Here is a 23,496-nt window from a genome sequence, read left to right as displayed (position 1 = left end):
TAACAATCAGAATCCTGGAGCGAGCTCTGGCCCTGGGCACAGGCGCTCGTCTTCCTGCAGCCGCTGTTACTGGTACTAACAGCGGCTGCTTTTTTGCCCTAGTACAGTTCTATTGTCCCATTTTCTATTGTATAACTTAGTTCGTGGATGGCCGCAATGACAGCCACAGCCTGCGCTTGGGGCTGGCTTCTGGCTAAGGTAATCGTATAGGTATGCTCCTCTATTTCCTTCTTCCCGGCCTTAAGCCTGGTGTTATAGAGGCTGTAGAAAGCTTCACTCAACTCCTGGAAAGAAGCATTTTGCAACTCCACGCTGCCCTGCTGCCAGGCGGTGGTATAAGCTGGGTTGATGGGACGGGTGGTGGATTGACCGCTACTTTTGTGGTAAGTTAGCTGGTTGCCCCGTGTCAGGTGGGCCAGCGACCTCCCTGCAGTGCTTACCGCTACTCTTCCGTGTGTGACACTAACCTGAACCTCGTCGTAGCTGGCTGCCTTTTTAATATTGAAAGCCGTACCCAGCACCCTGGTTTTCAGTGGCCCGCTGTTTACAATAAAAGGTAGCTGTTTGTTCGGCTTTACCTCAAAGTATGCCTCTCCCTCCTCCAGCCATATTTCACGGGCTTTTTCCCCGAAGCTGCTTTTGGTATACCTTACAGTCGTCTGCTCGTTGAGCCAGAGTGTGGAGCTATCTGGCAGCAGCACTTTTATGTGTTGTCCCGGAGCGGCGGTGATGTAGCTGTATGTGATGGGAGAATCTGAGCTATTTAGCTGGTAATAATACCAGGAACCAAACAGGACTATGAGCAGGATGGCGGCAGCACTCCCGACCTGTTGCCAGAGCTGGATGACCTTTCCTCTTCTGATCTTTTTCAGAATACCGGACATCATCACCTCCCCGACGGCCTGATCAATGGGCTGCTCACTAGACGCTGGCTGAAGTGAATCAAAGGAGCAGTACCACTTTTCGACCCAGGCACTTTCTTCCGGCGTGGCCGTTCCTTGCAGGTACTTGCTGAGTAATTCTTGCTGTTTGTTCAGGTTCACTGGGTATCGGTGTGTTTACCTGTATATCAGCTAACCGGGCCGGGCGTACCTAAGAATTAGATTAAGGTTATGTTAAGAAACAGTCCACACCGCACCTAACAGCAGTAGCTGTGCGTATAGCTCCGGATTCTGGCCCATCAATCTTCCTTTCAGCAGGGTACGGGCATGGGTCAGGTAATTTTTAACGGTCTGGACCGAAAGTGAAAGCTGCAGGGCAATTTCTTTTGGCGTGTAGCCATTCTTATAACTGAGCATAAAGATCTCCTGCATCCGCGCAGGCATATCGGCCATTGCCTGCTCAATAACCGACTCGAGTTCCTCCAGGGCGATGCTGGACTCAGCCGTGGAGCTGGTAAAATAATCCTGTTCTGCTAACCGGGTGTTGGCATACTTCAGCCGAACCTGGTCAGCCTGAAAGTAGTTGATGATTCGGTAGCGTAATGCGGTATAGAGGTACTCAGCCGCTTTTGCATCTTCCGGGATAGTGCTACGCCTCATCCACAGCTTGACAAATAATTCCTGGACCAAGTCTTTTGCTTCCTCCTCTTTTGCCATCCGCTTTAGAGCGGTGGCATAAAGCTGTTTCCAGTACCGTTGAAACAACTCTGTAAAGGCGTCTTCATCCGAACCCTGTATCAGCACAAGCAACATGTCATCTGTATAATTCTGAAGCATGATTGGTCATGTAAGCATTCTGTGCCCACAAAGAAAACGACCCTACATTAAGCCAGCGTTAACAGAGTGTTAATCCTCTGATATAATTGTATCTAAGGAGACAAAGTATACAAGGAACTTCCAAACCCTTGGCACTTGGAGCAGATCAGCAGCATCTGCCGCCAGGACGAATGCCTCCCGCTGCTCCTCAGTCATCTGCTCGTGGACTTGGAGGATGAGGCAAGCGTAAAAGCCGTCGTAAATTGGTGGACGGAGCTGACAGCCGCCATTGGCGAGGGCATGGTGGTCAAGCCTTTGGACTATTTGCCTACCTTCCGTGATAGGTTGATACAGTCGGCCATGAAGTGCCGCGGCAGCGAGTACTGCGCATCACCTACTGGTCGGAGTTGATCTTGGCGGTATCCTGGAGCGGCTCAAGCAGCGCCATGTGCAGGCCAAGCGCGATCTTGCCCTGAAGGTTTTCTGGTATTGCCTCTGTAGGCTGGTACTCCGAAATCCCTATTGGCTTATCAATGTTCTTCAGGGCGTACTCTGCGACAACCTTGTTCTTACCCAGCAACACCACATAGTGTGCCCAGTGCAATTGCGCAACCGGTTGTTGCGTCAACTCAGAGCCGGGGTAAACAGAGGCAAACTGCCGCATATACAGCAGGTTCCGGCAAGAGAAGCCCTGCAGCTCCGGGAATTCCTTGCGTATGTCATCAGAGAGCGTCTGAAACACTTTGGATCCCCAACCTTTAGTTTGCTGCTGCGCCAGGATGATGTTCCAACGCAACAGCACTGGCCAGTAGCCCTTGTAAGCGGAACAGGTGCGGGAGGCGCACGCGCCCGTCACCCCGCTTGCCTGTAATCGCCCTTAAGAGGCAGAGCCAATGTCATGCCGTCCCCCCTTTCCATTCAGGAGTTTGGTGATATCCTTAGAGCGATAGTAGTGCGTGCCCCCGACTTTGACCGAGGGCAGCGTACCCTCCACCCGCAGCTTCTGCAGCGTGGAGGGGGAGACCTACAGCATGCGCCGCACCTCGGCGGACTTGAGTACTTTTTTCGGTGCCTCAGTCTGCTGCTTTCCGATCAGTTTTACCAAGTCCTCCAGCAGTTCCCGGTGGTGGCCGTATGCCTTGGTCCTGAGGGTGTCCAGGTAGGCGTTCACGCTCCGGGCCTCGGCCGAGCTGCCCTTCATTTTGCCCGCCTCGGCCGACCAGCGCTCTGGAGAGACGTAGCGGTGGGTGCTCAGCTCCAGCCGCCTGCCCTGCAGCGTGACGCGCAGGTAGATCGGCACAAGGTTGTCTTTGGTGGTCTTGGCTTTCCTGCCGTAGAACAGGACACTGATCTTGGTGTCCATACAACTCCTCCTTTTATGCTTGAATTTAACAATCAATCGAAGGCTGCACAAGATGTAAAAATATTGTACATCTTACTTACAGCCAGCTAGTTAATCTTCAATTCGGGTACCCGGAATCGCAACAGCTTCGGGTACCCGAATTTGCTGCCTCAGAAAGGAGAGAAAATGTAAAATTCAGGTGGGGCTTAAAAGCAAAAAAGCCCTTAAATCGCTGATTTAAGGGCTTTTTATGCTAACTGATAAGTTACTCCGCAGAGAGTGAGGGATTCGAACCCCCGGACCTGTTACAGTCAACGGTTTTCAAGACCGCCGCGTTCGACCACTCCGCCAACTCTCTGTAATTGAATCGAGCACAAAAGTATAGTGCCGCGCTGAATTTTCAAAGCTATACGCAAATATTTTTCGACGGTTGGAGCATTTCAGGTATAAGCAGCTGATTTAGAAGCTCAAAATTTTCAAGCATCGAGCTGCTATACCTTGCAACAGTCGCTTATACCAGCTTGCCAGCTCCTCAGGCTGCAGCCGAAGCAGCTTTTGCTTCGCTTTGTGCCGTCTTGCGGGTGAGGCGCTTGGTCACCGTGTCGATGCTCACGTTGATCTCAAAACCCAGGATCAGGATCATCGATACAAAATCAAGCCAGATCATGAGACCGATGAGGGCGCCGATGGATCCGTAGAACTTGTTGTAGGTATCGAAGGCGCTGATATAGAGCGAAAAGATAAGGGACACCAGAAAGATCAGAATCGTGGCCACCACAGCACCGGCCGAGATGAAAGGCCACTTATCTTGTATGGCCGGCACGTAGTAATAGATAAGCGAAGTAGCCAACAGAAAAAGAAGGATAATAGCCACGTATTTTAGTATCACGATCAAGGTATAGGTATAGGTCTCGGTCACGATCTCGTAGAAGACCAGCACATCCAGGATCCATTGCCCAAAGAAGATCGCAGCCACTGCTAGCAACAGGATGAAGGAAAGCGCAATGGTCAGCACTGTGGCAATCACCCGCTTCTTGAAATAGGGCCTTTTGTAGAAGGTATGGTACTTCTTATCAAAGGCATCCATGAGCGACATAATGCCATTCGTGGACAGGATCAGGGCAAACAGAAAACCGAAAGACAGCAGTCCCCCGCGTGGTTTGTTCACAATGTCATCGATGGTGCTATAGGCCACGGTGTACATCTCCTCCGGCAGTATCTCACCCAGAAAGCTGAGAATGCTCTCGCCCAAATCCAGCGACAGGATGCTGGGCATGTAAGGGATGAGCGTGAACAGGAAGATGATGGTCGGGAAGATGGCCAGCGTAAAGTTGAAGGCCATGTACGAGGCGCGTTTTGTTATAGAGTCCAGCCTGAGTTCGCCCAGCAGCACGTCGGCCACCTCGTATACCGAAGACCGGCCGTTGTTGAAACGCCACCTCTTCAGGAAAACAATGAATTTGCGATACGCTCTGCGGCGCTTCAGATATTGCTGGTTCAGCCTCATTCGCTATAGTATCCGTCCAACTTCTGGTGTATGATCGCAGGTATAGCCGTCGGGCGGCCTGATTTCATGTCCACAAACACCATGGTGGTTTCACCCACGTTCAGAAGCGTCTGCTCCTCGTTATACACCTCGTACTCAAACTTTATACGCGAGCCGTGCGGCTTGTGCTTCAGGAAGAGCTTGATCGTCAGCAGATCGTCGTACTTGGCCGGGCGAATGTACTTGCACTTGAGCTCGAGCACAGGCATCATGGTACCGGTCGCCTCCATCTCCTTGTAGTGTATACCTAGCCTCCTGAACACCTCCGTACGTGCCACCTCGTAGTAAGCCGCATAGTTGCCATAATAGACATAGCCCATCTGGTCGGTTTCGGCGTAGCGCACGCGTATCTGTACTTCTGATTCGAACATTTGTTTAAATGGTTGGATGGTTAAATTGTTAAATGGTTGACCTTCTGCAAGCATTTATTACACATGCGAATCAACAATTTAACAATGCAGCAATTAAACAATCTACTTTAAAATATTCCGTTCTGTCAGGGCTCGCTGGTAGCGGCGGGCATTGGCGATGTGCTCGGAGTGTGTCACGGCGAAGCTGTGGTAGCCGGAGAAGTCCTCCTTGGCGCAGAAGTAGATGTACTTGTGCTGCTCCGGATTGAGTACTGCATCGATGCTGGAGATGTCAGGCACATTGATCGGGCCCGGAGGCAAGCCGGCATAGCGGTACGTGTTGTAAGGAGAGTCGTGCTGCAGATGCACGTTGAGCACGCGTCGGATGCTGAAGTCACGAACAGCGTACACTACCGTCGGATCAGCCTCTAGCTTCATACCTTTCTGCAGACGGTTCAGGTATACGCCTGCCACACGGGGCTTCTCGTCGTTCTTGATCGTCTCGGCCTGCACGATAGAAGCCAGCGTGGATACTTCTTTCGGAGAAAGCCCCATCTTTTCGGCTTTGGCCTTGCGCTCAGCCGTCCAGAAGCGGTCGTATTCGGTCTTCATACGCTGCATGAGTTCCGGCGCCTTGATGGTCCAGTATACCTCGTAGGTGTTCGGTATGAACATACTTACCACTGTGGTTGTGTCGAAGCCGAGCGTTTGCAGGTACTCCTGGTCGTTGAGCAGACTGTCGATTTCTTCAGTTGACGGCTCTACGGCGGCAGCCAGCTTTTCGGCTAACTGGCTACGTAGCCTAATGTTATTGAACGTAAGCTTGAGCGGTGCCTGTTCGCCCAGACGTAACACGCCGATGAGCTGGCGGTTGCCCCATCCATCCTCAATTTTATACCTACCCGGCTTTACCAGTTCGTCGTAGTCCATGAGCTTGGCCATGAAACGGAGCGACAGGCGGTCGATGATGGTGCCGGTGGCTTCTACCGAGTCGAGTGCCTGCTCGTAGCTGGCGCCGGTCGGGATGTAGACATAAGTATCCTGCCCTTTGGTGTCTACGTTGGCCGTATACACGATCTGGTAGGCATAGTAGGAAAAGCTCACAAAAAGGAACAGCAACAGCACGACAATGCCGGGTAGCCACATGCTTTTCTCTTTTTTGACGCGTCTGCGTGGGGTGACTTCGTTAGCCATAATACAAATAATGAGCCCGGAAAAGGATGTCAGGTTCCGAACCTGTATAGTTTAGGCTACAAAAATAACACTAATCTTTCTTATCTGACTAATTTTGAGCCGGCATCTGTTCGAAGCGCTTCATCCACCAGTCTGAAAGGCTATACCTGCAACGCAGCGGGCTTTTATTCAGTATGTCCTACCTACTACTCAACTTTACACGATAAAACTATGGCCAACGCTGTTTTCCTCCAGATACATCCGGACAACCCACAGCCCAAAAGAATTCAGGAAGCGGTCGAGATACTACGCAACGGCGGTGTGATCATCTACCCGACCGATACCATCTATGGCCTCGGCTGCGACATCCACAATACAAGAGCCGTGGAGCGCGTCTGCCAGATCAAAGGCGTGAAGCCGGACAAGGTGAACCTCTCCTTTATTTGCTCCGACCTCACGCACATCTCTGACTATGCCAAGATCGACACGCCAACTTATAAAGTAATGAAGAAGGCGCTGCCCGGCCCTTTTACTTTCGTGCTCGACGCCAGCAGCCGTGTGCCGCGCTATGCCGGCAGCAAAAAGAAAACGGTAGGCATACGCGTTCCCGACAACAAAATAGCTCTGGCGTTGGTGCAGGAACTCGGCAATCCCATTCTTTCCACCTCCGTCCGCGACGAAGATGAAGTGCTGGAGTACAGTACCGACCCCGAACTGATCTATGAAAAATACCGCAACCTGGTAGATGCCGTGATCGACGGCGGCCCCGGCAACAACATTGCCTCCACTGTGGTAGACGCTGCCAATAATTTTGAAGTGCTGCGGGAAGGCGCGGGAGATATTGAGGAATACTTATGAGTTTGGGAGTTTAGGAGTTTAGGAGTTTAAGAATTCAGAGGTAGAAGTTATTGAATTTAATTGCAGGGATGAACTTAGAGCCTTTGGCTAGGAAGTACATAAGCGTTTTAATTTCATTTGAGATAAAGCACAAATCACTCTTAAACTCCTAAACTCCCCAACTCTTAAACTCTCTTGTGTTTCCAGCGCTTGTGGGTCCAGAGGTAGTTGGCCGGGTTGCGGCGGATGGAGGTTTCGAGTTTGCGGGCGAAGGCCTCGGTGATCGGGAAGGTGCCTTCTTCGGGCTTGGTGCTGCCGTCGGATAGTACTTCAAAGGTAAGGCGATAATGGCCGCGTTTGATTCGCTCCACATCCAGGAACAGCACCGGACAGCCAAAGGCATGCGCCAGTTTTTCAGCGCCGACAAAGAAAGGGGTATCCTGGTTAAGGAAGGTGGTCCAGAACTGAATTTCGCCGTAAGGAGGCGTCTGGTCTGAGAGCATGGCAACCACGCGCGGCGTCTTTCTGTTTCGCACAAAGTCGCGCATCGTGTCTTTCATCTTGATCAGGCGGGCACCCAAGCGGCCACGCAGGTATAGCATAAACTCCTCAAAGAATTCATTCTTGAGAGGTTTGTACACCCCTTCTGCCGGAAAACTGAACTGCACCGCACCTGCTGACAAGACCCATTCCCAATTGCCCGAGTGGGAGCCCATCGTGATGACCGTTCCGCCTCGTTGCACATAATCGTCGAGCACCTCCTGGTTCGAAAACACGATGCGGCGGCGCATCTCGGCTTTGTCCATCGAGGCCAGTTTCAGAATCTCCACGATCAGGTCAGGGAACTGACGGTAAAAGGCCTTGGCTATACCTTTAATCTCCTGTTCTGATTTTTCGGGAAAGGAATTGCGCAGGTTTTGCAGCACAACTTTTTTGCGATAGCCGACCACATAGTACACGAGCACATACAAAAAGTCGGCGAGCAGGTATAGGGCAGGCAGCGGCAGCAAAGAAAGGCCTTTGAGCAGCCACCAAAGCGGGTAGTAGAGCGTGGGTATGTTCGGGGATTTTTTCACAGGTATAGATCGCCTGCAAAGGTACGACCTATACTTGCATTATGAAATTAAAGAAATCGTGCTTATTTCGCAGGTAACTCCAGACAAAAGATCCCTTGACAAAATGCAAAGGAATTTTTTTGAATTTACCCGGTCTTTTATTCTTTGTCACAAAGTCCATTGTCTAACTTTTTAACTTTCTAACTTCCAAACTGTCTTGCTTCTCCTTACTGAAACAATGTACCACCCGCCCCTCCAGTTCTTCGCTCAGGCGCTGCGGTCGGATGGTTTGCTGATAGAAAATCACGAGAACTACGTGAAGCAGAGCTACCGCAGCCGCTGTCATGTGCTCACGGCGCAGGGCATGGTGCCGCTGAGCGTGCCGGTGCTGCGGGGCAATAGCAAGGACAAAACCCTGATCACCGAAATCGAGATTGACTACAGCCAGAAATGGTATAACGTGCATTGGCGCACGATACAGGCAGCCTATGGCCGGGCGCCTTATTTTGAATTTTACAGTGATTATATAAAGGCGGTATATGAGCGGCAGCCGAAATATTTATTCGACCTGAACGTTGATTTATTGCGGCTTTATCTTAAATTTCTGAAACTGGATCGGACAATCGGGTTCACGGACAGCTATCAGACAGAGCAACCGGAGGGGGTGCTCGACATCAGAAATAGGATACATCCTAAAATCATTCCTGACAACTTGTACGTACAACCCTATACACAAGTATTTGGCAAACAATTTGTACAAGACCTTAGTATAATTGACTTGTTGTTTACACAGGGTCCGAAGTCGCTTTCCTACTTACAATAATGCCCCGGCAAAACTAAACCTTTGCTGACTCGGGCTTGTTAACAATCAGAGGCTTTTCCTGTTAGCCTCAACGAGTTACAACATTTTTAGACCTTTACATTTTTTAAAGAGTATACATGGAAGCTAAATTCTCGAACAGAGTGAAAGAGGTGATCTCACTCAGCCGTGAGGAAGCTATCCGTCTCGGACATGACTATATTGGCACTGAGCATCTGGTGTTGGGCATGATCCGCGAAGGAGAAGGAACTGCCATCGCCTTGCTTAAGAAGCTGGGTGTTTCGATAGATGAACTGAAGTACGCTTTGGAGCAGGCTACACGAAACACCGCTTCACAGAACAGCAACATCACCGGCAGCATCCCGCTTACCAAGCAAACTGAGAAGGTGCTTAAGATTACTTACCTGGAGGCCAAGATCTTCAAGAGTGATATAATAGGTACTGAACATCTCTTATTATCCATCCTTCGGGATGAGGACAATATTTCTTCACAAATCCTAGCGAAATTCAACGTGAACTACGAAGCGATAAGAGACTCCCTGGATTATCACAGCAATAATCCACTGGCATCGTCTGACACAGACGATAACGATGATTCTGACAAACTATTCGGCTCTTCTTCCCGCGCTGGCAGCAGTTCGAGCAAGAAGCCCGGCGAAAAATCGCGCACTCCGGTGCTCGACAATTTTGGCCGCGACCTGACCAAACTGGCAGAAGACGACAAACTCGACCCGATTGTGGGCCGTGAGAAAGAAATCGAACGCGTGGCCCAGGTACTGAGCCGCCGCAAGAAGAACAACCCGATCCTGATAGGTGAGCCTGGCGTGGGTAAAACCGCTATAGCTGAAGGCCTTGCCCTGCGCATTGTGCAGAAAAAGGTAAGCCGCGTGCTCTTCAACAAGCGTGTAGTTACCCTTGATTTGGCCTCTTTGGTGGCCGGTACAAAGTACCGTGGTCAGTTCGAAGAGCGTATGAAAGCCGTGATGAACGAGCTCGAGAAGTCTCCGGACGTGATCCTGTTCATTGACGAGCTGCACACGATTGTGGGCGCTGGTGGCGCTTCCGGTTCGCTGGATGCCTCCAACATGTTCAAGCCGGCCTTGGCCCGTGGCGAGATCCAATGCATCGGCGCGACTACGCTTGACGAGTACCGCCAGTACATTGAAAAAGATGGCGCGTTGGCCCGTCGTTTCCAAATCGTGATGGTAGACCCTACCACGCCAGAGGAGACCATGGAAATCCTGCACAACATCAAAGACAAGTACCAGGATCACCACCACGTGAACTATACCGACAAGGCGATTGAGGCCTGTGTGAAGCTTTCGGACCGCTACATGAGCGACCGTTTTCTTCCGGATAAGGCCATCGACATCCTCGATGAGGCAGGTGCGCGCGTGCACATCAACAACATCGTGGTGCCGGAGGATATCCTGAAGCTCGAAGAGCAGATCGAGAACATCAAGGTGGAGAAAAACCGCGTGGTGAAGAGCCAGAAGTACGAAGAGGCTGCCCAACTGCGCGACAAAGAGAAAAAACTGATCGACCAGCTCGAAGCAGCTAAAAAGAACTGGGAAGAAGAGACCAAGAAGAAGCGCTATTCGGTAAAAGAGGAAAATGTGGCAGAGGTTATTGCCATGATGACAGGTATACCGGTGAAGCGTATCGCCCAGAACGAAGGTCAGAAGCTGTTGAATATGGCCGATGAACTGAGCGGTAAAGTGATTGGTCAGGAAAAAGCCATCAAGCAATTGGTGAAAGCCATCCAGCGTACACGCGTTGGTCTGAAAGATCCGAAGAAGCCGATTGGCTCGTTCGTGTTCCTGGGCCCGACTGGTGTAGGTAAAACGGAGCTTGCCAAAGTGCTGGCCACTTACCTGTTCGACAAGGACGACGCACTGGTGCGCATCGACATGAGTGAGTACATGGAGAAATTCAGCGTATCTCGCCTGGTGGGAGCGCCTCCGGGCTACGTGGGCTACGAAGAGGGTGGTCAGCTGACGGAGAAGATCCGCCGCAAGCCATACTCTGTGGTGCTGCTCGACGAGATCGAGAAAGCGCACCCGGATGTGTACAACCTGCTCCTGCAGGTGCTCGACGATGGCATCCTGACGGACGGTTTGGGCCGCAAGGTAGACTTCCGTAACACGATCATCATCATGACCTCCAACATTGGTGCACGCGACCTGCAGGACTTCGGAGCCGGTATCGGTTTCATGTCGAAAAGCAAGCAGGAGAACGTAGATGATATCATGAAAGGTACGATTGCGAGCGCGCTGAAGAAGACGTTCTCGCCGGAGTTCCTCAACCGTCTGGATGACGTGATCGTGTTCAACTCACTTGGTCGTGAGGACATGCACAAAATCATCGAACTGTCTCTCAACAAGCTGTTCAAGCGTATTGATGCACTTGGCTACAAGATCGAGCTCACCAGCAAGGCGAAGGACTTCGTGGCTGAGAAAGGCTATGATCCGAAGTATGGTGCCCGTCCGCTGAACCGTGCTATTCAGAAATATATCGAAGACCCGATTGCGGAAGAGATACTGAAAGCCGAGATCGCACAAGGCGACACGATGCTGGTGGACTACAAGGAAGGCGAAGAGAAACTAACTTTCGCGTCGAAAAAAGGCAATGGCAAAAAGAATAAAGGCATGGCCAACGACGGAGAAGAGGAAGAGACCGAGCCAACCAAGTCTACGGGCGACGGTGAGAAAACTGACAAATAAGGTATAAGACCTAAGGTATAAGGGCTGTCCCGTGTGGGGCAGCCCTTATTTTTTGTCTGGTTTATAGCTGTTTTCGGCTGATAGTTTTTAAATTTGACAATTAATCAATCAGTCTCAGATAAAATAGATATACCCCATTTCATGGCAGGAGAAATCAGAAATAGCCAGATAGAAACGCTGGAGCGCAAAAACGCCGAAGCCTTGCTAGGCGGCGGACAGGACAGAATAGAAGCACAGCACAAAAAAGGCAAGCTGACGGCCCGCGAGCGCATTCACCTTTTGATGGACGAGAACTCTTTCGAGGAAATCGGCAAGTTTGTGATGCACCGCTCCAAGGATTTTGGTCTGGACAAGCAGTACTACCTCGGCGACGGCGTGGTGACCGGTTACGGCACCATCAACGGCCGCCTGGTATACGTTTTCTCGCAGGACTTCACTGTGCTGGGCGGTTCACTTTCTGAAACCCATGCCGAGAAGATCGTGAAGATCATGGAACTGGCTATGAAAAACGGTGCTCCGGTGATCGGTCTGAATGACTCCGGGGGTGCCCGTATTCAGGAAGGCGTGGTATCGCTGGGCGGCTATGCGGATATCTTCTACCGCAACACACTGGCCTCTGGCGTTATACCTCAGATTTCGGCTATAATGGGCCCATGCGCCGGTGGCGCGGTGTACTCCCCTGCCATTACCGACTTTATCATGATGGTGGAGGACACGTCGTACATGTTCGTGACCGGACCAAACGTGGTGAAAACGGTAACACACGAGAACGTGACGTCTGAAGAACTGGGTGGCGCCAGCACACACAGCACCAAGAGCGGCGTGACGCACTTTTCCTGCGCCAACGAAGTGGAGTGCATCAACTACATCAAGACGCTGTTGAGCTATATTCCGCAGAACTGCGAGGAGCTACCTCCGTCTATACCTTACGAGGAAAAAGCGGACGAAACCCGTGCCGTGCTCGACACCATTATACCTGAAAATCCGAACCAGCCCTACGACATGCGTGAGGTGATCGAAGGTATCATTGACGCGGACTCTTTCTTCGAGGTACACAAGAACTTCGGTGAGAACATCGTGGTAGGGTTTGCCCGTCTGGGTGGTCGCAGCATCGGCATCGTGGGCAACCAGCCTGCCGTACTCGCCGGCGTACTCGACATCAACGCTAGTACCAAGGCCGCCCGCTTCGTGCGTTTCTGCGACAGCTTCAACGTGCCGTTACTGGTACTGGAAGACGTTCCGGGCTTCCTGCCAGGTACCGACCAGGAGTGGCGTGGCATCATTACCAACGGAGCTAAGTTGCTGTATGCATTCTGCGAGGCGACCGTACCGCGCATCACGGTGATTACACGCAAAGCTTACGGTGGTGCCTATGACGTAATGAACTCGAAGCACATCGGTGCCGACATGAACTACGCCTGGCCAACTGCCGAGATCGCGGTGATGGGTGCGCAGGGTGCTGCCGAGATCATCTTTAAGCGCGAGATCGCTGAAGCCGAAGATCCGGCTGCGAAACTGGCCGAGAAGGTGCAGGAGTACAAAGACAAGTTCGCGACGCCATACCGCGCCGCGCACCGTGGCTTCATCGACGAGGTGATCATGCCGAACGAAACTCGCGCTAAGCTGATCAAAGCTTTCAAGATGCTGGAGAACAAAGCCGTCACATTGCCACGTAAGAAGCACGGAAATATTCCGCTTTAACTGGATTGAACAACGGGCATGTGCAGCCATAGAACATCTGGCTACACATGCTCGTTATGTTTAACAACCATTGTGTATACATTACTGATAAAAACCTGATGAGAAAAGAATCTTTCGATTTTCTAGAAAAATACCTGAATAACTCCTCTCCTACCGGCTTCGAGTCAGAAGGCCAGAAGCTTTGGCTGGAGTACATAAAGCCCTACATTGAGGATTATTTTGTTGACACGTACGGTACGGTGGTGGGTGTGATCAACCCTGAGGCAGAGTACAAGGTGGTGATCGAAGCACACGCCGACGAGATCTCCTGGTTTGTGAACTACATTACGCCGGAAGGATACCTATACCTGAAGCGTAACGGTGGCTCCGACGCTTTGATCGCTCCCTCCAAAAGAGTAAACATCTATACCTCAAAAGGCATTGTGAAAGCTGTTTTCGGTTGGCCGGCCATACACGTGCGTAAGGTGGAGAACGACAAAGCTCCTACCATCGAGACGGTGTTCCTGGACTGTGGCGCCAGCAACCGTGAAGAAGTGGAGAAAATGGGTATACACGTAGGTTGCGTGGCAACGTTCGAGGACGAGTTTACGGTGATGAACGACAAGTTCTACGTAGGTCGCGCATTGGATAACCGCGTGGGTGGTTTTATGATCGCTGAAGTGGCCCGTATGATCCACGAGCGCAAGCACAAACTGCCTTTCGGTCTGTACATCGTGAACTCGGTACAGGAAGAGATTGGCCTGCGCGGCGCTGAGATGATCGCGCACCGCATCAACCCGAACGTGGCCATCATCACGGATGTGACGCACGATACGCAGTCGCCGATGTACGACAAAAAGAACAGCGGCGACATCCACTGCGGCAAAGGCCCGGTGATTGCCTATGGCCCGGCGGTGCAGAACAACCTGCGTGACCTGATCATCAATACCGCACAGGAAAAAGAGATTCCATTCCAGCGCTCCGCTGTTTCACGTGCAACCGGAACCGACACCGATGCGTTTGCATACTCTAACGCGGGGGTAGCTTCGGCTTTGATTTCCCTGCCACTGAAGTACATGCACACGACCGTAGAGACGGTGCATAAAGACGACGTAGAGAACGTGACGAAACTGATATACGAAACACTGCTAAAAATTGAGGACCAACAGGACTTCCGGTACCTGAAATAGAAATCACTTTTAGCCTTAGAGAAACCACACAGCCCTGAGCGGCTTGTGTGGTTTTTTGTTTTAAAGCCATCCCTAATTGTTTACTTTTGGATATGCGCTTCCACTATACCTTCACCGACCAGATGGGCCGTACCGTTACGCTGCCGCACTTGCCGCAGCGCATTGTGTCGCTGGTGCCTTCTCAAACTGAACTCCTATTCGACTTAGGGCTGCAAGACCGCCTTGTAGGCGTCACGAAGTTTTGCATCCATCCAGAAGAGAAGGTGAAAGAAAAGCACATTATCGGTGGCACCAAGAACTTTAAGTTGGAGGTGATTGATAAGCTTCAGCCTGATCTGATTATTGGGAACAAAGAAGAGAACTACGAAGAAGGTATAGCCAGTCTGCAGGAGAAGTATCCAGTCTGGATGAGTGATATTTATACCTTGGAGGACGCATTGGAAATGATCAGTCAAATTGGTCAGTTGACGAGAACGGAGGCTAAGGCTCAGGAATTGGTGCAAGGTATAGCGGCTGGCTTCGATGTTTTGCAACCCGTGCAACCAGCTATCCCTACCGCCTACTTTATCTGGCGCAATCCCTACATGGCCGTGGGCAACAACAACTTCATCGACCACCTGCTGCAGCGCTGCGGCTTTTGTAATGTCTTCGCCAATCAGCCCCGCTATCCCGAGGTATCGCCGGAGCAGTTGCAGGCTACTAATCCCAAGCTGATCTTGCTGTCATCCGAGCCCTACCCTTTTCAGGAAAAGCACTTTGCTGAGTTTCAGGAAATGTGCCCGGAGGCGGTCATCAAAGTAGTGGATGGGGAAATGTTCAGCTGGTATGGCAGTCGCTTACTAAAGGCACCGGCGTATTTGCAGGAGGTTGTGAAAGAAGTCAAGCAAGGTATAGCGCACTAAGAAAGGCGCTTCAGCAACCGCTCCGCCCGCTCGGCTATACCTGCAAAATAGGCTGCATCTGCCTGCACGGCTGTACTGGTTTTCCCCACCACTTCCCGTTTGTTCATCGGGTCAGCCAGGTTCGCGAATTTGATAATCTGAAAGGCACGATCGGGTTGCAGTTCGCCTTTTTCAACTGCCTGCTCCAGTTCCTCGATCAGTAATTCACGGAATTCTTTCTTCTCAATTGCCTCTTCGTCAAGCAGGCGCAAAACGGCAGCCACTGCTTCGTCTTCGAAAAGCGTGCGAATGGCAATGTTGATCAGCTTTTCGGTGGAAGGGGCTGGCAGCCGCATGAGCGTGAGGTAGCCTCCTCCGTCCGCGGCTGCGGTCGCGTAGTACTTCAGCCAAAAGGAGTTGGAAAGCGGGTCTCTGTAAACGGCAGCATACCCACCGGCAGAGGTCTCCATCAGCTCAAACTGTGGCAACAGCACCTCGATCAGGCCGGCGTCTCCGTACAAATAGCGCTTTTCCATCAATCCTTAATCGTTATACCTTACCTCAAACCCCATTTTCTCCAAATCCTCCCAAAACCGTGGGTAGGACTTGCGCACCACTTCCGGATCCTGAATCTGGACAGGCTGCAGCAAAGCGATCGGAGCGAAAGCCATGGCCATGCGGTGGTCCTGGTACGTCCTGAAATTCAATTCCCGGTTGATCATCAGCGTCGGGTTCATCTGAAAAATGCCTGGCGTCCGCTCGTCCAGGGAGGCGCCCATCGCCAGCACCTCGATCTGCAGGGCCTGAATACGGTCCGTTTCTTTGATGCGGAGGCTCTCCAGCCCGGTCATCTCGACGGCCACGCCGGATGCGGCACACAGCGCCACGATGGTTTGCGCCAGATCCGGGCAGTTGCTGAAGTCAAACGCTACTCTTTTCTCCGCATGCTTCTTGGTGAGTCGCACTCCTTCTGACTTGAACTCAGTATACACGCCCAGGCGGCGCATGATGTCCACGATGGCTTTGTCGCCCTGGTGAGAGTCTTCGCGCAAACCGAGCAGGGTAATATCCGCCTCTTTGGCTAAAGCCACCATGCTGTACCAATAACTGGCCGCCGACCAATCCGATTCCACCGCAAACGTCGCTGGCTGGTATACCTGATGCGGCACCGTGATCGTGTTGCCCTCAAAATTGGCCTCCACCCCAAAATGCTTCATCAAAGCCAAGGTCATTTCGATGTAAGGCCGTGAGCCGATCTTGCCTTCCAGTTCCAGTTCCAGCCCTTCCGGCAGCAAGGGCGCCACCATCAGCAAAGCCGAAACATACTGACTGCTGATGTCGCTGCGCACTTTCAGGTGCTTTTTACCACTGCCTTTAAAGCCGCTGATTTGGAGGGGCGGATAACCTTCCTCACCCAGATAGGTTATACCTGCGCCCAGTTCCTGCAGGGCCTCCACGAGCACTTTGATCGGCCGCTGGCACATGCGTTCGGTGCCGGTGAGCGTTTTCTGCTGGCCAGTCACGGCATAGTAAGCCGTCAGGAAGCGCATGACCGTGCCGGCGTCTTCGGCGTCAATGGTCTCCGAGTCGCTTTTCAGGAGCCTTTGCAGGAGTTGAGTATCGTTGGCTTCGGAGAGGTTCTGCAATTCGGATTCCCCGCCTGCCAGGGCCGCGATGATCAAGGCGCGGTTGGCTTCGCTTTTAGAGGCCGGTAATTGTACACGACCCTTCAGTATACCTGTCGGGTGCGAAAGAGTAAGAGTTTTAATCATAGTAGCTGGTAGTAGCGCAAGGCTTCCTGTATTTCGGCAAGGGTAACAGGCTGGTCCCAAACGGCCCTGCCTATACCTTGCAACAAGGTGCAATTAATGGTAGAATGCGTATTTTTCTTGTCCTGCAAAGCCAGTTTAGCCATGCTTTGGATATCTTCTTCGGTAATTTTTACTTTCTCATAGATCGAAACCATAAACATCTCGATCTGGTCCAGCTCCCGTTTGGTGAGCAACTCTTTTTTCACGGAAAGGTAAGCCTCGCAGAGCATCCCCACGGCAATGGCCTCGCCATGCAACAGTTCTCGGCCGGGCTTCTCCATCAGGTAGCTTTCTACGGCGTGGCCCACGGTATGGCCGAAGTTAAGCACTTTGCGGTAGCCGCCCTCCAGCGGATCGGCCTCCACCACGGCTGACTTTATACCTACCGAGTGACGGATCAGCGCGTCCCAGTCTTCAGTGAAAAGTCCGATATGGCGCTGTTCCTCAAAGGCCGCCGCGTCGGCGATTAGCCAGTGCTTGATAATCTCGGCATAGCCTGACTTGAGCTGGCGCTGTGGCAGCGTGTTCAGAAAAGTCGGGTCGATGATGACGGCTTTCGGCTCTTTGTATACCCCGATGTGGTTCTTGAGTCCGTGGAAATCTATACCTGTTTTGCCGCCCACGCTGGCATCCACCTGCGCCAGCAGCGTGGTGGGCACCTGCACAAAGTACATCCCGCGCTTAAACGTGGCTGCACAGAAACCGCCCATATCCCCTATCACGCCGCCACCCAGGTTCACCAGCACCGACCATCGGTCCAGGTTGAGCTCAGTCATACGCTGCCAGATATGCTCGCAGGTCTGCAGCGTTTTATGCGCCTCGCCGCTCTGTATCTGTATGATGTCATGCTCGGGCAAATGGGGCTTCACCTGCGGATAGCAATGGTGCAGGGTGTTCTCGTCCACCAGCACGGCTATTTTAGAGAAGGCGAGGTTCTGCAGCACCGCTTTCAGTTGCGGCAGCACATCTCGCCCGATGTATATGCTTTCAGTCACGATGATTTTTGTTTCGTCAGGTATAGGTATAACAACGGCGGCTTTAAACCGGCGTTCAGGTATACGCTTACGAGGCCTGTTCCGGCTCAGTGTTAGGTTTTGTTTCCGGATTCCCGGCCTGCATGATGCTGGTTTGTTTGCGGATGGACTCCACATGGATCAGTTTGTAGAGCTCTTCCACAAAGGCCGGGTTGATACCTGCCTCAGCGGCCCAGTCGGCGCGGGTCCGGAAAATCTCCTTCCAGCGCTCGAGCTGCAGCACCTGCACGTTGTTCTGCTTTTTATACTCCCCTATCTGCTCCACCAAGGCCATGCGCTGCGCCAGCGCCCCGATCAGGTCGTGGTCGGCAGCATCAATCTTTAAACGCAGTTCCTCAGCCCGGTTCACCAGCTCCGCGTCGTCGTAATTCGTTTTGCGCACCTGCAGCTTGCTCAGTATATCAGCCAAAGTGGCTGGCGTCACCTGCTGCTCCGCGTCGCTCAGGGCCTCCGCCGGATTCGGGTGTGTCTCGATCATCACACCATCACAGCCCATATCAAGTGCTCGCTGCGACAGAGGATAGATCAAGTCGCGGGTACCGCCAATGTGACTTGGGTCCACGATCACGGGCAGGTTCTGGAAACGCGCTTTCAGCTCAATCGGAATTTGCCATACCGGCGCATTGCGGTACTTGGAAGGTTGGTATGAGGAGAAACCACGGTGAATGGCAGCCAGGTCGGTTATACCTGCCTGGTAAATACGCTCGATCGCTCCGATCCAGAGCGCCAGATCCGGGTTCACAGGGTTTTTCACCATCACAGGTATATTCACCCCACTCAAGGCATCGGCTATTTCCTGCACGGCAAAGGGGTTCACGGTGGTGCGGGCGCCAATCCACAGCACGTCTATACCTTGTTTCAGGGCCTCCTCCACATGGCGACCGGTGGCTACCTCGGTCGTCACGCGCATGCCCAGTTCCTGCTTCACGCGGGCCAGCCACGCCAGTCCTTGCAGCCCTACCCCCTCAAAGGTGTTGGGACGGGAGCGCGGCTTCCAGATACCTGCCCGAAAGAGGTGCACATTCAGCTTTTTCAAGGCCTCGGCGGTCTGCATGACCTGCTGCTCACTCTCAGCGCTGCAGGGACCGGCAATCACCAGTGGCCTGCCGCGCTCAGCCAGCAAATCAGCGAAATAGGTGTCTTTATTTTTGAAATCCATCGGTGTCAATTGTCCATACAAAGGTACGACAATTACAACAGTTATGCAGCGGATCTGGTTTAAGGGAATGGCTGCCCTGAAAAACAGTACAAAATAAATCTTGGGTACCAGGCTTCTATGGTGTAAAACGTTACCGCATACCTTATCTTTGCGGCAATTAACACACCATTACATGAACCCGGTTACCAACGTTTCTTTCGACGATACAGCTGTCGCTTTTTCTTCCAAGTCCGACGCTGAGCTTTATAAAATGTACCTGCTGTTCAAATCCATGAACAGCAACACCTTTGTAAAAGTGGGCGGCAACCTGCTGAACTTCGCGCTCAAACTGCACCTGCCGGTTAAGTTTATCATCAAGCCTACTATTTTCAACCATTTCTGCGGCGGCGAAACGATCGGGGAATCGGAGCGCGCCATCCGCGAACTGGCCAAATACAACATCGGCACCATCCTCGACTACTCGGTAGAGGGCGAGGGCTCCGAAAAGAGCTTCGATGATACACGCGATGAGATCCTGCGCACCGTAGAGAAGGCCCGTGGCAACAAGAACATCCCATTCTCGGTGTTTAAGGTGACAGGCCTGCTGAGCACAGCGCTCCTGGAGAAAGTGCAGGCAGGCGAAAAACTCACTGCTGAAGAGCAAGCCGCCTATGCGCGTGGCCTGAAGCGGGTGCAGGACATTTGCCAGCGTTGCCATGAAGCCGACGTGCGCGTGTTTGTGGATGCCGAGGAAAGCTGGTTTCAGGACACGATCGACAACATGGCCTACGACATGATGGAACTCTACAACAAAGAGAAAGCCATCGTGTACAACACGTACCAGCTCTACCGCCACGACCGCCTCGACGCACTGGCACGCGATTATGAGAATGCCGTAGCCAAAAACTATATACTCGGAGCCAAGCCCGTGCGCGGTGCCTACATGGAAAAAGAGCGCAGGCGTGCCGAAGAGCAAGGCTATCCAAGCCCGATCAACCCGACCAAAGAAGCCTCTGACAAACTATACAACGATGGCCTCCGCTTCTGCATCGAGCACATCGACCGCATATCGCTTTGCGCCGGCACGCACAACGAAGCCAGCTGCTACCTGCTGATGGAACTGATGGAGGAGAAAGGTATAGCGCCCAACGATGAGCGTGTGTTCTTCGCCCAGCTTTTTGGCATGAGCGACAACCTGTCCTACAACCTGGCCAACGCAGGATACAACGTAGCCAAGTACGTGCCTTACGGTCCGGTGGAGTCGGTGATGCCCTACCTGCTGCGCCGCGCCAACGAGAACACAGCTATTGCCGGGCAGAGCAGCCGAGAGTTCGGGCTGATCAGCAAGGAGATGGAGCGCCGTAAAAAGTCGAAAAGGTAGACTATACCTGCATAGCCCTGTAGCTATACCTTCAGAAGGCAGTAGTAGCGTAGTTTAGACTGTTAATTCTAATTATATGAACCTGTTCATTTTTTTGATTAGCCTAATACTATTGTCACCTGCTACGTCTACAGCGGACTACAGTCCGAATGGGAGCTGTAATAAGCTACAGGTAAAAGGTATAAAAAGTGAATACCGTACTCATGACACATTGGAGGTAACGTTTCAGAATACGGGCAAGGACGCCACCTATTTCATAGCTTATCTCCAGGTAATGAAGGAAGATGAAGGTAGGTGGTACCAGATAGATGGGGGTTTAGAAAAAATTGGGTCAGAACGTACTCAAATACACGAATTACAAGCTCATAAGAGTAAGAAATTTAAGATAGGCTTGTACAGGTGGTTTGCGAAAAGCAAGCTAAAAGAAAGATCCTTCAGAGTAGTTTATAAATATAGGTATGATAGACAAGGGGATTGGGAGTGCAGTTCCACGACCAAGCCATATGTAGTAAGAGTTGAATAGCCGGATACAGGAAACAACGATGGACTTTCTGATGGTGAGATTTGCTACCTGAACCCGACCAGCACAAAAAATAAGAAGGCCCTGCATTGCTGCAGGGCCTTCTTATGTGTTTAGAACTATAAGGTATTATCCGTAGTTCTGCTATTGATTACTGTACAGTTACAGTAGAGTCAGTCTCAACAGTTGTAGTCTCAACAGTAGAGTCAGCTTCAACTTCTTCAGTAACAACTTCTTCTTCAGTAGTTACTTCAGTTTCAACAGCTTCAGTTTCAGTTGCAGTTTCTTCAGTGTTGCAAGCTGTGAAAGCTACCAGGGCGAACGCTACGAAAGCGAATTTGAACAATTTTTTCATTTTGTGTTTGTGATTAAGTGTTTTGGTTTCGAATTTGAACTTCATACCGGAAACCCGGATAGGTAACCCGGTATTTTTTATTTTTTTAAAATATTTTTTTGTTGGGTTACAAAAAGCGGCCTGGCGTATTAAAATCAGAACGGCATGAGGAAGAGTTTGTATGAGACGGATGAGGCGATCATGGAGGGAATCCGGAATGACGATGACCGCGCACTCGCACATCTGTATAAGCTGTACTTCCCGATGATCTCTCATTTCATCATCAGCAACAGTGGAACTGATGACGAGGCGAAAGACATTTATCAGGAAGGCGTGATCGTCTTCTACGAGAAGATCAAGGGCAACAGCCTGGAGCTCAGCTGCCAGATCAAGACCTACCTCTACTCCGTGTGCCGCCGGCTGTGGCTCAAGCGACTGGCAGAGAAAGGCCGCTACGCCAACCGCATAGAGGACTCTGAAAACTACCTGTCGCTGGAGGAGGATGTGCCGCAGCACGAGGAGAACGAAAGGCAGTTCGGCGTCATGGCTGAGGCGCTTGACCAGTTGGGTGAGCCCTGCCGCACCTTGCTGGAGGACTTCTACATCCGGTCGCAGGGCATGCAGGACATTGTGGAGAAGTTTGGCTACACGAACACCGACACGGCCAAAAACCAGAAGTACAAGTGCCTGCAACGCCTCAAGAAGCTATTCTTCACCTCTTACAAACCAGAGGTATAGCATAGACGAAATGAATTTTAGCACCTTGTGAAAGGTATTTTTAGATAACCATGTTTGACCACCGCATATACGAGCAAATAGAGCGCTACCTGGCTGGCACCTTGCCGGCCGAGGAGAAAGCTTCCTTTGAGGCGCTGTTGCTCTCCGACCCGCGGCTTGCCGATCAGGTACAGGAGCACCGCCAGGTGCTGCAGGCCATGCAGCACTATGGTAAGCGCCAGCAATTGCGCCATAAATTAAACAGCATCCATACAGAAATGGAATCCGGTTCGCAAACTGCCAACAGCGAGCTGATAGCCTGGAAAGTCTTCTTTAAGAAGCACGCTCAGACCATGGCAGTTGCCGCCAGCGTTTCGCTGCTTTCCGTTTTCGGAACGCTTTGGAGCGTGCAGCAAATGAAGAAGCCTGTACAGCAGCAGGCAGCCCGTTATATTGAGCTCCGCCGCGAGGTGGAGAAGATCAAAAAAGAACAGCGTGCCATCATCAATGGCATCGCCAGCGCGGATGCCGCCGCACCGGCTCCGCGTTCGGCACGCTTCAGTGGCACCGGTTTCGCCATCAGCCCGGACGGGTATATTGTCACCAGTTCGCACGTCATCCAGGGGGCCGACTCTATCCTGATCGAAAACAAAGCCGGTCTGAAGTATAAGGTAACCGAAGTGCACCGCAACACCGACTACGACCTGACCATCCTGAAAGTAGAAGACCCTTCCTTTGCTGGTTTCGGCAAGCTGCCTTATACCTTTAAGACAGCTACTTCCGATCTGGGCGAGCGTGTGTATACCCTGGGCTTCCCGCGCGAGGACATCGTGTTTGGTGAGGGCTCGCTGAGCTCCGCTTCCGGTTTCGAGGGCGACACCACTTCTTATCAGATCTCCATCCCACTCAACCCGGGTAACAGTGGCGGCCCGCTGCTCGATGACAAAGGCAACGTCATCGGCGTGATCAACGGCAAGCAGGCAGGTCAGGAAGGTGCCGCTTTTGCAGTGAAATCCTCTTACCTGATGCAAATGGTAAGGGAAATGAAAGAACGGGAAAATGGCGCGGCAGTGAGCCTTCCGCAGCAAAATAACCTGAGCGGAACTTCGCGTACACAGCAATTAAAGAAACTTCAGGACTATATTTTCGTCGTGAAAGTGTATAACTAAGGCACGGGAATATTGCTTTATTGCAACACTATGGAGGACTATCTGTCATTTAAGCGCAGATAGTCCTCTTTTTTTATAACTTTTTTAAAAAGATACAG

Annotated in this window: 23 protein-coding genes, 1 tRNA gene and 1 pseudogene; 11 read left to right on the top strand and 14 right to left on the bottom strand. The window is 51.8% G+C overall.

The features are described from left to right. Nucleotides 1-98 precede the first annotated feature (98 nt). Together IEV97_RS16285 and IEV97_RS16280 are read right to left on the bottom strand one after the other, a co-directional pair. Complete coding sequence (locus IEV97_RS16285) at nt 99-1,043, bottom strand: FecR family protein (protein WP_188502552.1); 945 nt, start codon at nt 1,041-1,043, stop codon at nt 99-101. 72 nt (nt 1,044-1,115) lie between these two features. Further along, nucleotides 1,116-1,718, bottom strand: coding sequence for an RNA polymerase sigma-70 factor (locus IEV97_RS16280; protein ID WP_188502551.1), 603 nt, complete (start codon nt 1,716-1,718; stop codon nt 1,116-1,118). A gap of 114 nt (nt 1,719-1,832) precedes the next feature. On the opposite strand from IEV97_RS16280, the pseudogene IEV97_RS20255 reads away from it, so the two are divergent. Continuing rightward, nucleotides 1,833-2,108 (top strand): annotated as a pseudogene (locus tag IEV97_RS20255) (hypothetical protein); the annotation flags it as partial. Here IEV97_RS20255 and IEV97_RS16270 read toward each other — a convergent pair. The 6 genes from IEV97_RS16270 to mltG all read right to left on the bottom strand — a co-directional run bounded on the left by IEV97_RS16270 (nt 2,092) and on the right by mltG (nt 6,129). Next, a complete protein-coding gene (locus IEV97_RS16270; protein WP_188502549.1) occupies nt 2,092-2,553 on the bottom strand; it encodes a DUF1016 N-terminal domain-containing protein in 462 nt (153 codons plus the stop codon). The pseudogene IEV97_RS20255 and the gene IEV97_RS16270 sit on opposite strands and share 17 nt — an antisense overlap. 168 nt (nt 2,554-2,721) lie before the next feature. Beyond that, nucleotides 2,722-3,060 carry an Arm DNA-binding domain-containing protein gene (locus tag IEV97_RS16265; protein WP_188502548.1) on the bottom strand — a complete coding sequence of 113 codons (339 nt, stop codon included), beginning with the start codon at nt 3,058-3,060 and terminating at the stop codon, nt 2,722-2,724. A 252-nt stretch (nt 3,061-3,312) separates the two neighbouring features. Next, a tRNA-Ser gene (locus tag IEV97_RS16260) sits at nt 3,313-3,397 on the bottom strand. 174 nt (nt 3,398-3,571) lie between these two features. Further along, nucleotides 3,572-4,546: a YihY/virulence factor BrkB family protein gene (locus IEV97_RS16255; protein ID WP_188502547.1), complete on the bottom strand. Its 975-nt coding sequence runs from the start codon at nt 4,544-4,546 to the stop codon at nt 3,572-3,574. Then, a complete protein-coding gene (locus tag IEV97_RS16250; RefSeq protein ID WP_188502546.1) occupies nt 4,543-4,956 on the bottom strand; it encodes an acyl-CoA thioesterase in 414 nt (137 codons plus the stop codon). Before IEV97_RS16250 ends, IEV97_RS16255 begins: the two co-directional genes overlap by 4 nt. A 102-nt stretch (nt 4,957-5,058) precedes the next feature. Beyond that, nucleotides 5,059-6,129 (bottom strand): endolytic transglycosylase MltG, encoded by a 1,071-nt coding sequence (gene mltG / locus IEV97_RS16245; protein ID WP_229733986.1) that lies wholly within the window; start codon nt 6,127-6,129, stop codon nt 5,059-5,061. 210 nt (nt 6,130-6,339) lie between these two features. On the opposite strand from mltG, the gene IEV97_RS16240 reads away from it, so the two are divergent. Next, complete coding sequence (locus tag IEV97_RS16240) at nt 6,340-6,966, top strand: L-threonylcarbamoyladenylate synthase (protein WP_188502545.1); 627 nt, start codon at nt 6,340-6,342, stop codon at nt 6,964-6,966. A gap of 164 nt (nt 6,967-7,130) precedes the next feature. Here the strand turns inward: IEV97_RS16240 and IEV97_RS16235 are convergent, their stop codons facing one another. Continuing rightward, on the bottom strand, nt 7,131-8,021 hold the full coding sequence (locus IEV97_RS16235) for a lysophospholipid acyltransferase family protein (protein ID WP_229733985.1): 891 nt from the start codon (nt 8,019-8,021) through the stop codon (nt 7,131-7,133). A 217-nt stretch (nt 8,022-8,238) separates the two neighbouring features. Here IEV97_RS16235 and IEV97_RS16230 point away from each other — a divergent pair, with 217 nt between their 5' ends. The 5 genes from IEV97_RS16230 to IEV97_RS16210 all read left to right on the top strand — a co-directional run bounded on the left by IEV97_RS16230 (nt 8,239) and on the right by IEV97_RS16210 (nt 15,315). Further along, nucleotides 8,239-8,823 (top strand): WbqC family protein, encoded by a 585-nt coding sequence (locus tag IEV97_RS16230; protein WP_188502544.1) that lies wholly within the window; start codon nt 8,239-8,241, stop codon nt 8,821-8,823. 116 nt (nt 8,824-8,939) lie between these two features. Further along, on the top strand, nt 8,940-11,543 hold the full coding sequence (locus IEV97_RS16225; protein WP_188502543.1) for an ATP-dependent Clp protease ATP-binding subunit: 2,604 nt from the start codon (nt 8,940-8,942) through the stop codon (nt 11,541-11,543). Nucleotides 11,544-11,684: 141 nt separating this feature from the next. Continuing rightward, nucleotides 11,685-13,244 (top strand): acyl-CoA carboxylase subunit beta, encoded by a 1,560-nt coding sequence (locus IEV97_RS16220; protein ID WP_188502542.1) that lies wholly within the window; start codon nt 11,685-11,687, stop codon nt 13,242-13,244. A 98-nt stretch (nt 13,245-13,342) separates the two neighbouring features. Beyond that, on the top strand, nt 13,343-14,413 hold the full coding sequence (locus tag IEV97_RS16215; RefSeq protein WP_188502541.1) for a M42 family metallopeptidase: 1,071 nt from the start codon (nt 13,343-13,345) through the stop codon (nt 14,411-14,413). Between the two features lie 92 nt (nt 14,414-14,505). Beyond that, a complete protein-coding gene (locus tag IEV97_RS16210) occupies nt 14,506-15,315 on the top strand; it encodes an ABC transporter substrate-binding protein (RefSeq protein ID WP_229733992.1) in 810 nt (269 codons plus the stop codon). On the opposite strand, the gene IEV97_RS16205 is transcribed toward IEV97_RS16210, so the two are convergent. From IEV97_RS16205 to IEV97_RS16190, 4 genes are all read right to left on the bottom strand, one after another. Continuing rightward, nucleotides 15,312-15,830: a hypothetical protein gene (locus IEV97_RS16205; RefSeq protein WP_188502540.1), complete on the bottom strand. Its 519-nt coding sequence runs from the start codon at nt 15,828-15,830 to the stop codon at nt 15,312-15,314. The genes IEV97_RS16210 and IEV97_RS16205 overlap by 4 nt on opposite strands. A 6-nt stretch (nt 15,831-15,836) precedes the next feature. Further along, nucleotides 15,837-17,066 carry a 3-phosphoshikimate 1-carboxyvinyltransferase gene (locus tag IEV97_RS16200; protein ID WP_188502539.1) on the bottom strand — a complete coding sequence of 410 codons (1,230 nt, stop codon included), beginning with the start codon at nt 17,064-17,066 and terminating at the stop codon, nt 15,837-15,839. Then, the gene (aroB, locus tag IEV97_RS16195; RefSeq protein WP_188502538.1) at nt 17,063-18,100 is read right to left on the bottom strand and encodes a 3-dehydroquinate synthase; all 1,038 of its coding nucleotides are present in this window, start codon (nt 18,098-18,100) and stop codon (nt 17,063-17,065) included. The genes IEV97_RS16200 and aroB overlap by 4 nt, the downstream gene beginning before the upstream one ends. 67 nt (nt 18,101-18,167) lie before the next feature. Then, nucleotides 18,168-19,298 (bottom strand): bifunctional 3-deoxy-7-phosphoheptulonate synthase/chorismate mutase type II, encoded by a 1,131-nt coding sequence (locus IEV97_RS16190; RefSeq protein ID WP_188502537.1) that lies wholly within the window; start codon nt 19,296-19,298, stop codon nt 18,168-18,170. 172 nt (nt 19,299-19,470) lie between these two features. On the opposite strand from IEV97_RS16190, the gene IEV97_RS16185 reads away from it, so the two are divergent. Next, complete coding sequence (locus IEV97_RS16185; RefSeq protein WP_188502536.1) at nt 19,471-20,658, top strand: proline dehydrogenase family protein; 1,188 nt, start codon at nt 19,471-19,473, stop codon at nt 20,656-20,658. Between the two features lie 76 nt (nt 20,659-20,734). After that, nucleotides 20,735-21,181: an immunoglobulin-like domain-containing protein gene (locus IEV97_RS20250; protein WP_373283837.1), complete on the top strand. Its 447-nt coding sequence runs from the start codon at nt 20,735-20,737 to the stop codon at nt 21,179-21,181. A 148-nt stretch (nt 21,182-21,329) separates the two neighbouring features. Here the strand turns inward: IEV97_RS20250 and IEV97_RS16180 are convergent, their stop codons facing one another. After that, entirely contained in the window at nt 21,330-21,533 is a 204-nt protein-coding gene (locus IEV97_RS16180; RefSeq protein ID WP_188502535.1) for a hypothetical protein, read from the bottom strand. 144 nt (nt 21,534-21,677) lie between these two features. On the opposite strand from IEV97_RS16180, the gene IEV97_RS16175 reads away from it, so the two are divergent. Then, nucleotides 21,678-22,250, top strand: a complete 573-nt coding sequence (locus IEV97_RS16175; RefSeq protein ID WP_188502534.1) for an RNA polymerase sigma factor — start codon at nt 21,678-21,680, stop codon at nt 22,248-22,250. 50 nt (nt 22,251-22,300) lie between these two features. Then, nucleotides 22,301-23,398: a S1 family peptidase gene (locus IEV97_RS16170; protein WP_188502533.1), complete on the top strand. Its 1,098-nt coding sequence runs from the start codon at nt 22,301-22,303 to the stop codon at nt 23,396-23,398. Nucleotides 23,399-23,496: the final 98 nt, after the last annotated feature.

This window comes from Pontibacter amylolyticus (genome assembly GCF_014638845.1).
Taxonomy (GTDB): Bacteria; Bacteroidota; Bacteroidia; order Cytophagales; family Hymenobacteraceae; genus Pontibacter; species Pontibacter amylolyticus.
This window is presented reverse-complemented; position numbering and strand designations above follow the sequence as displayed.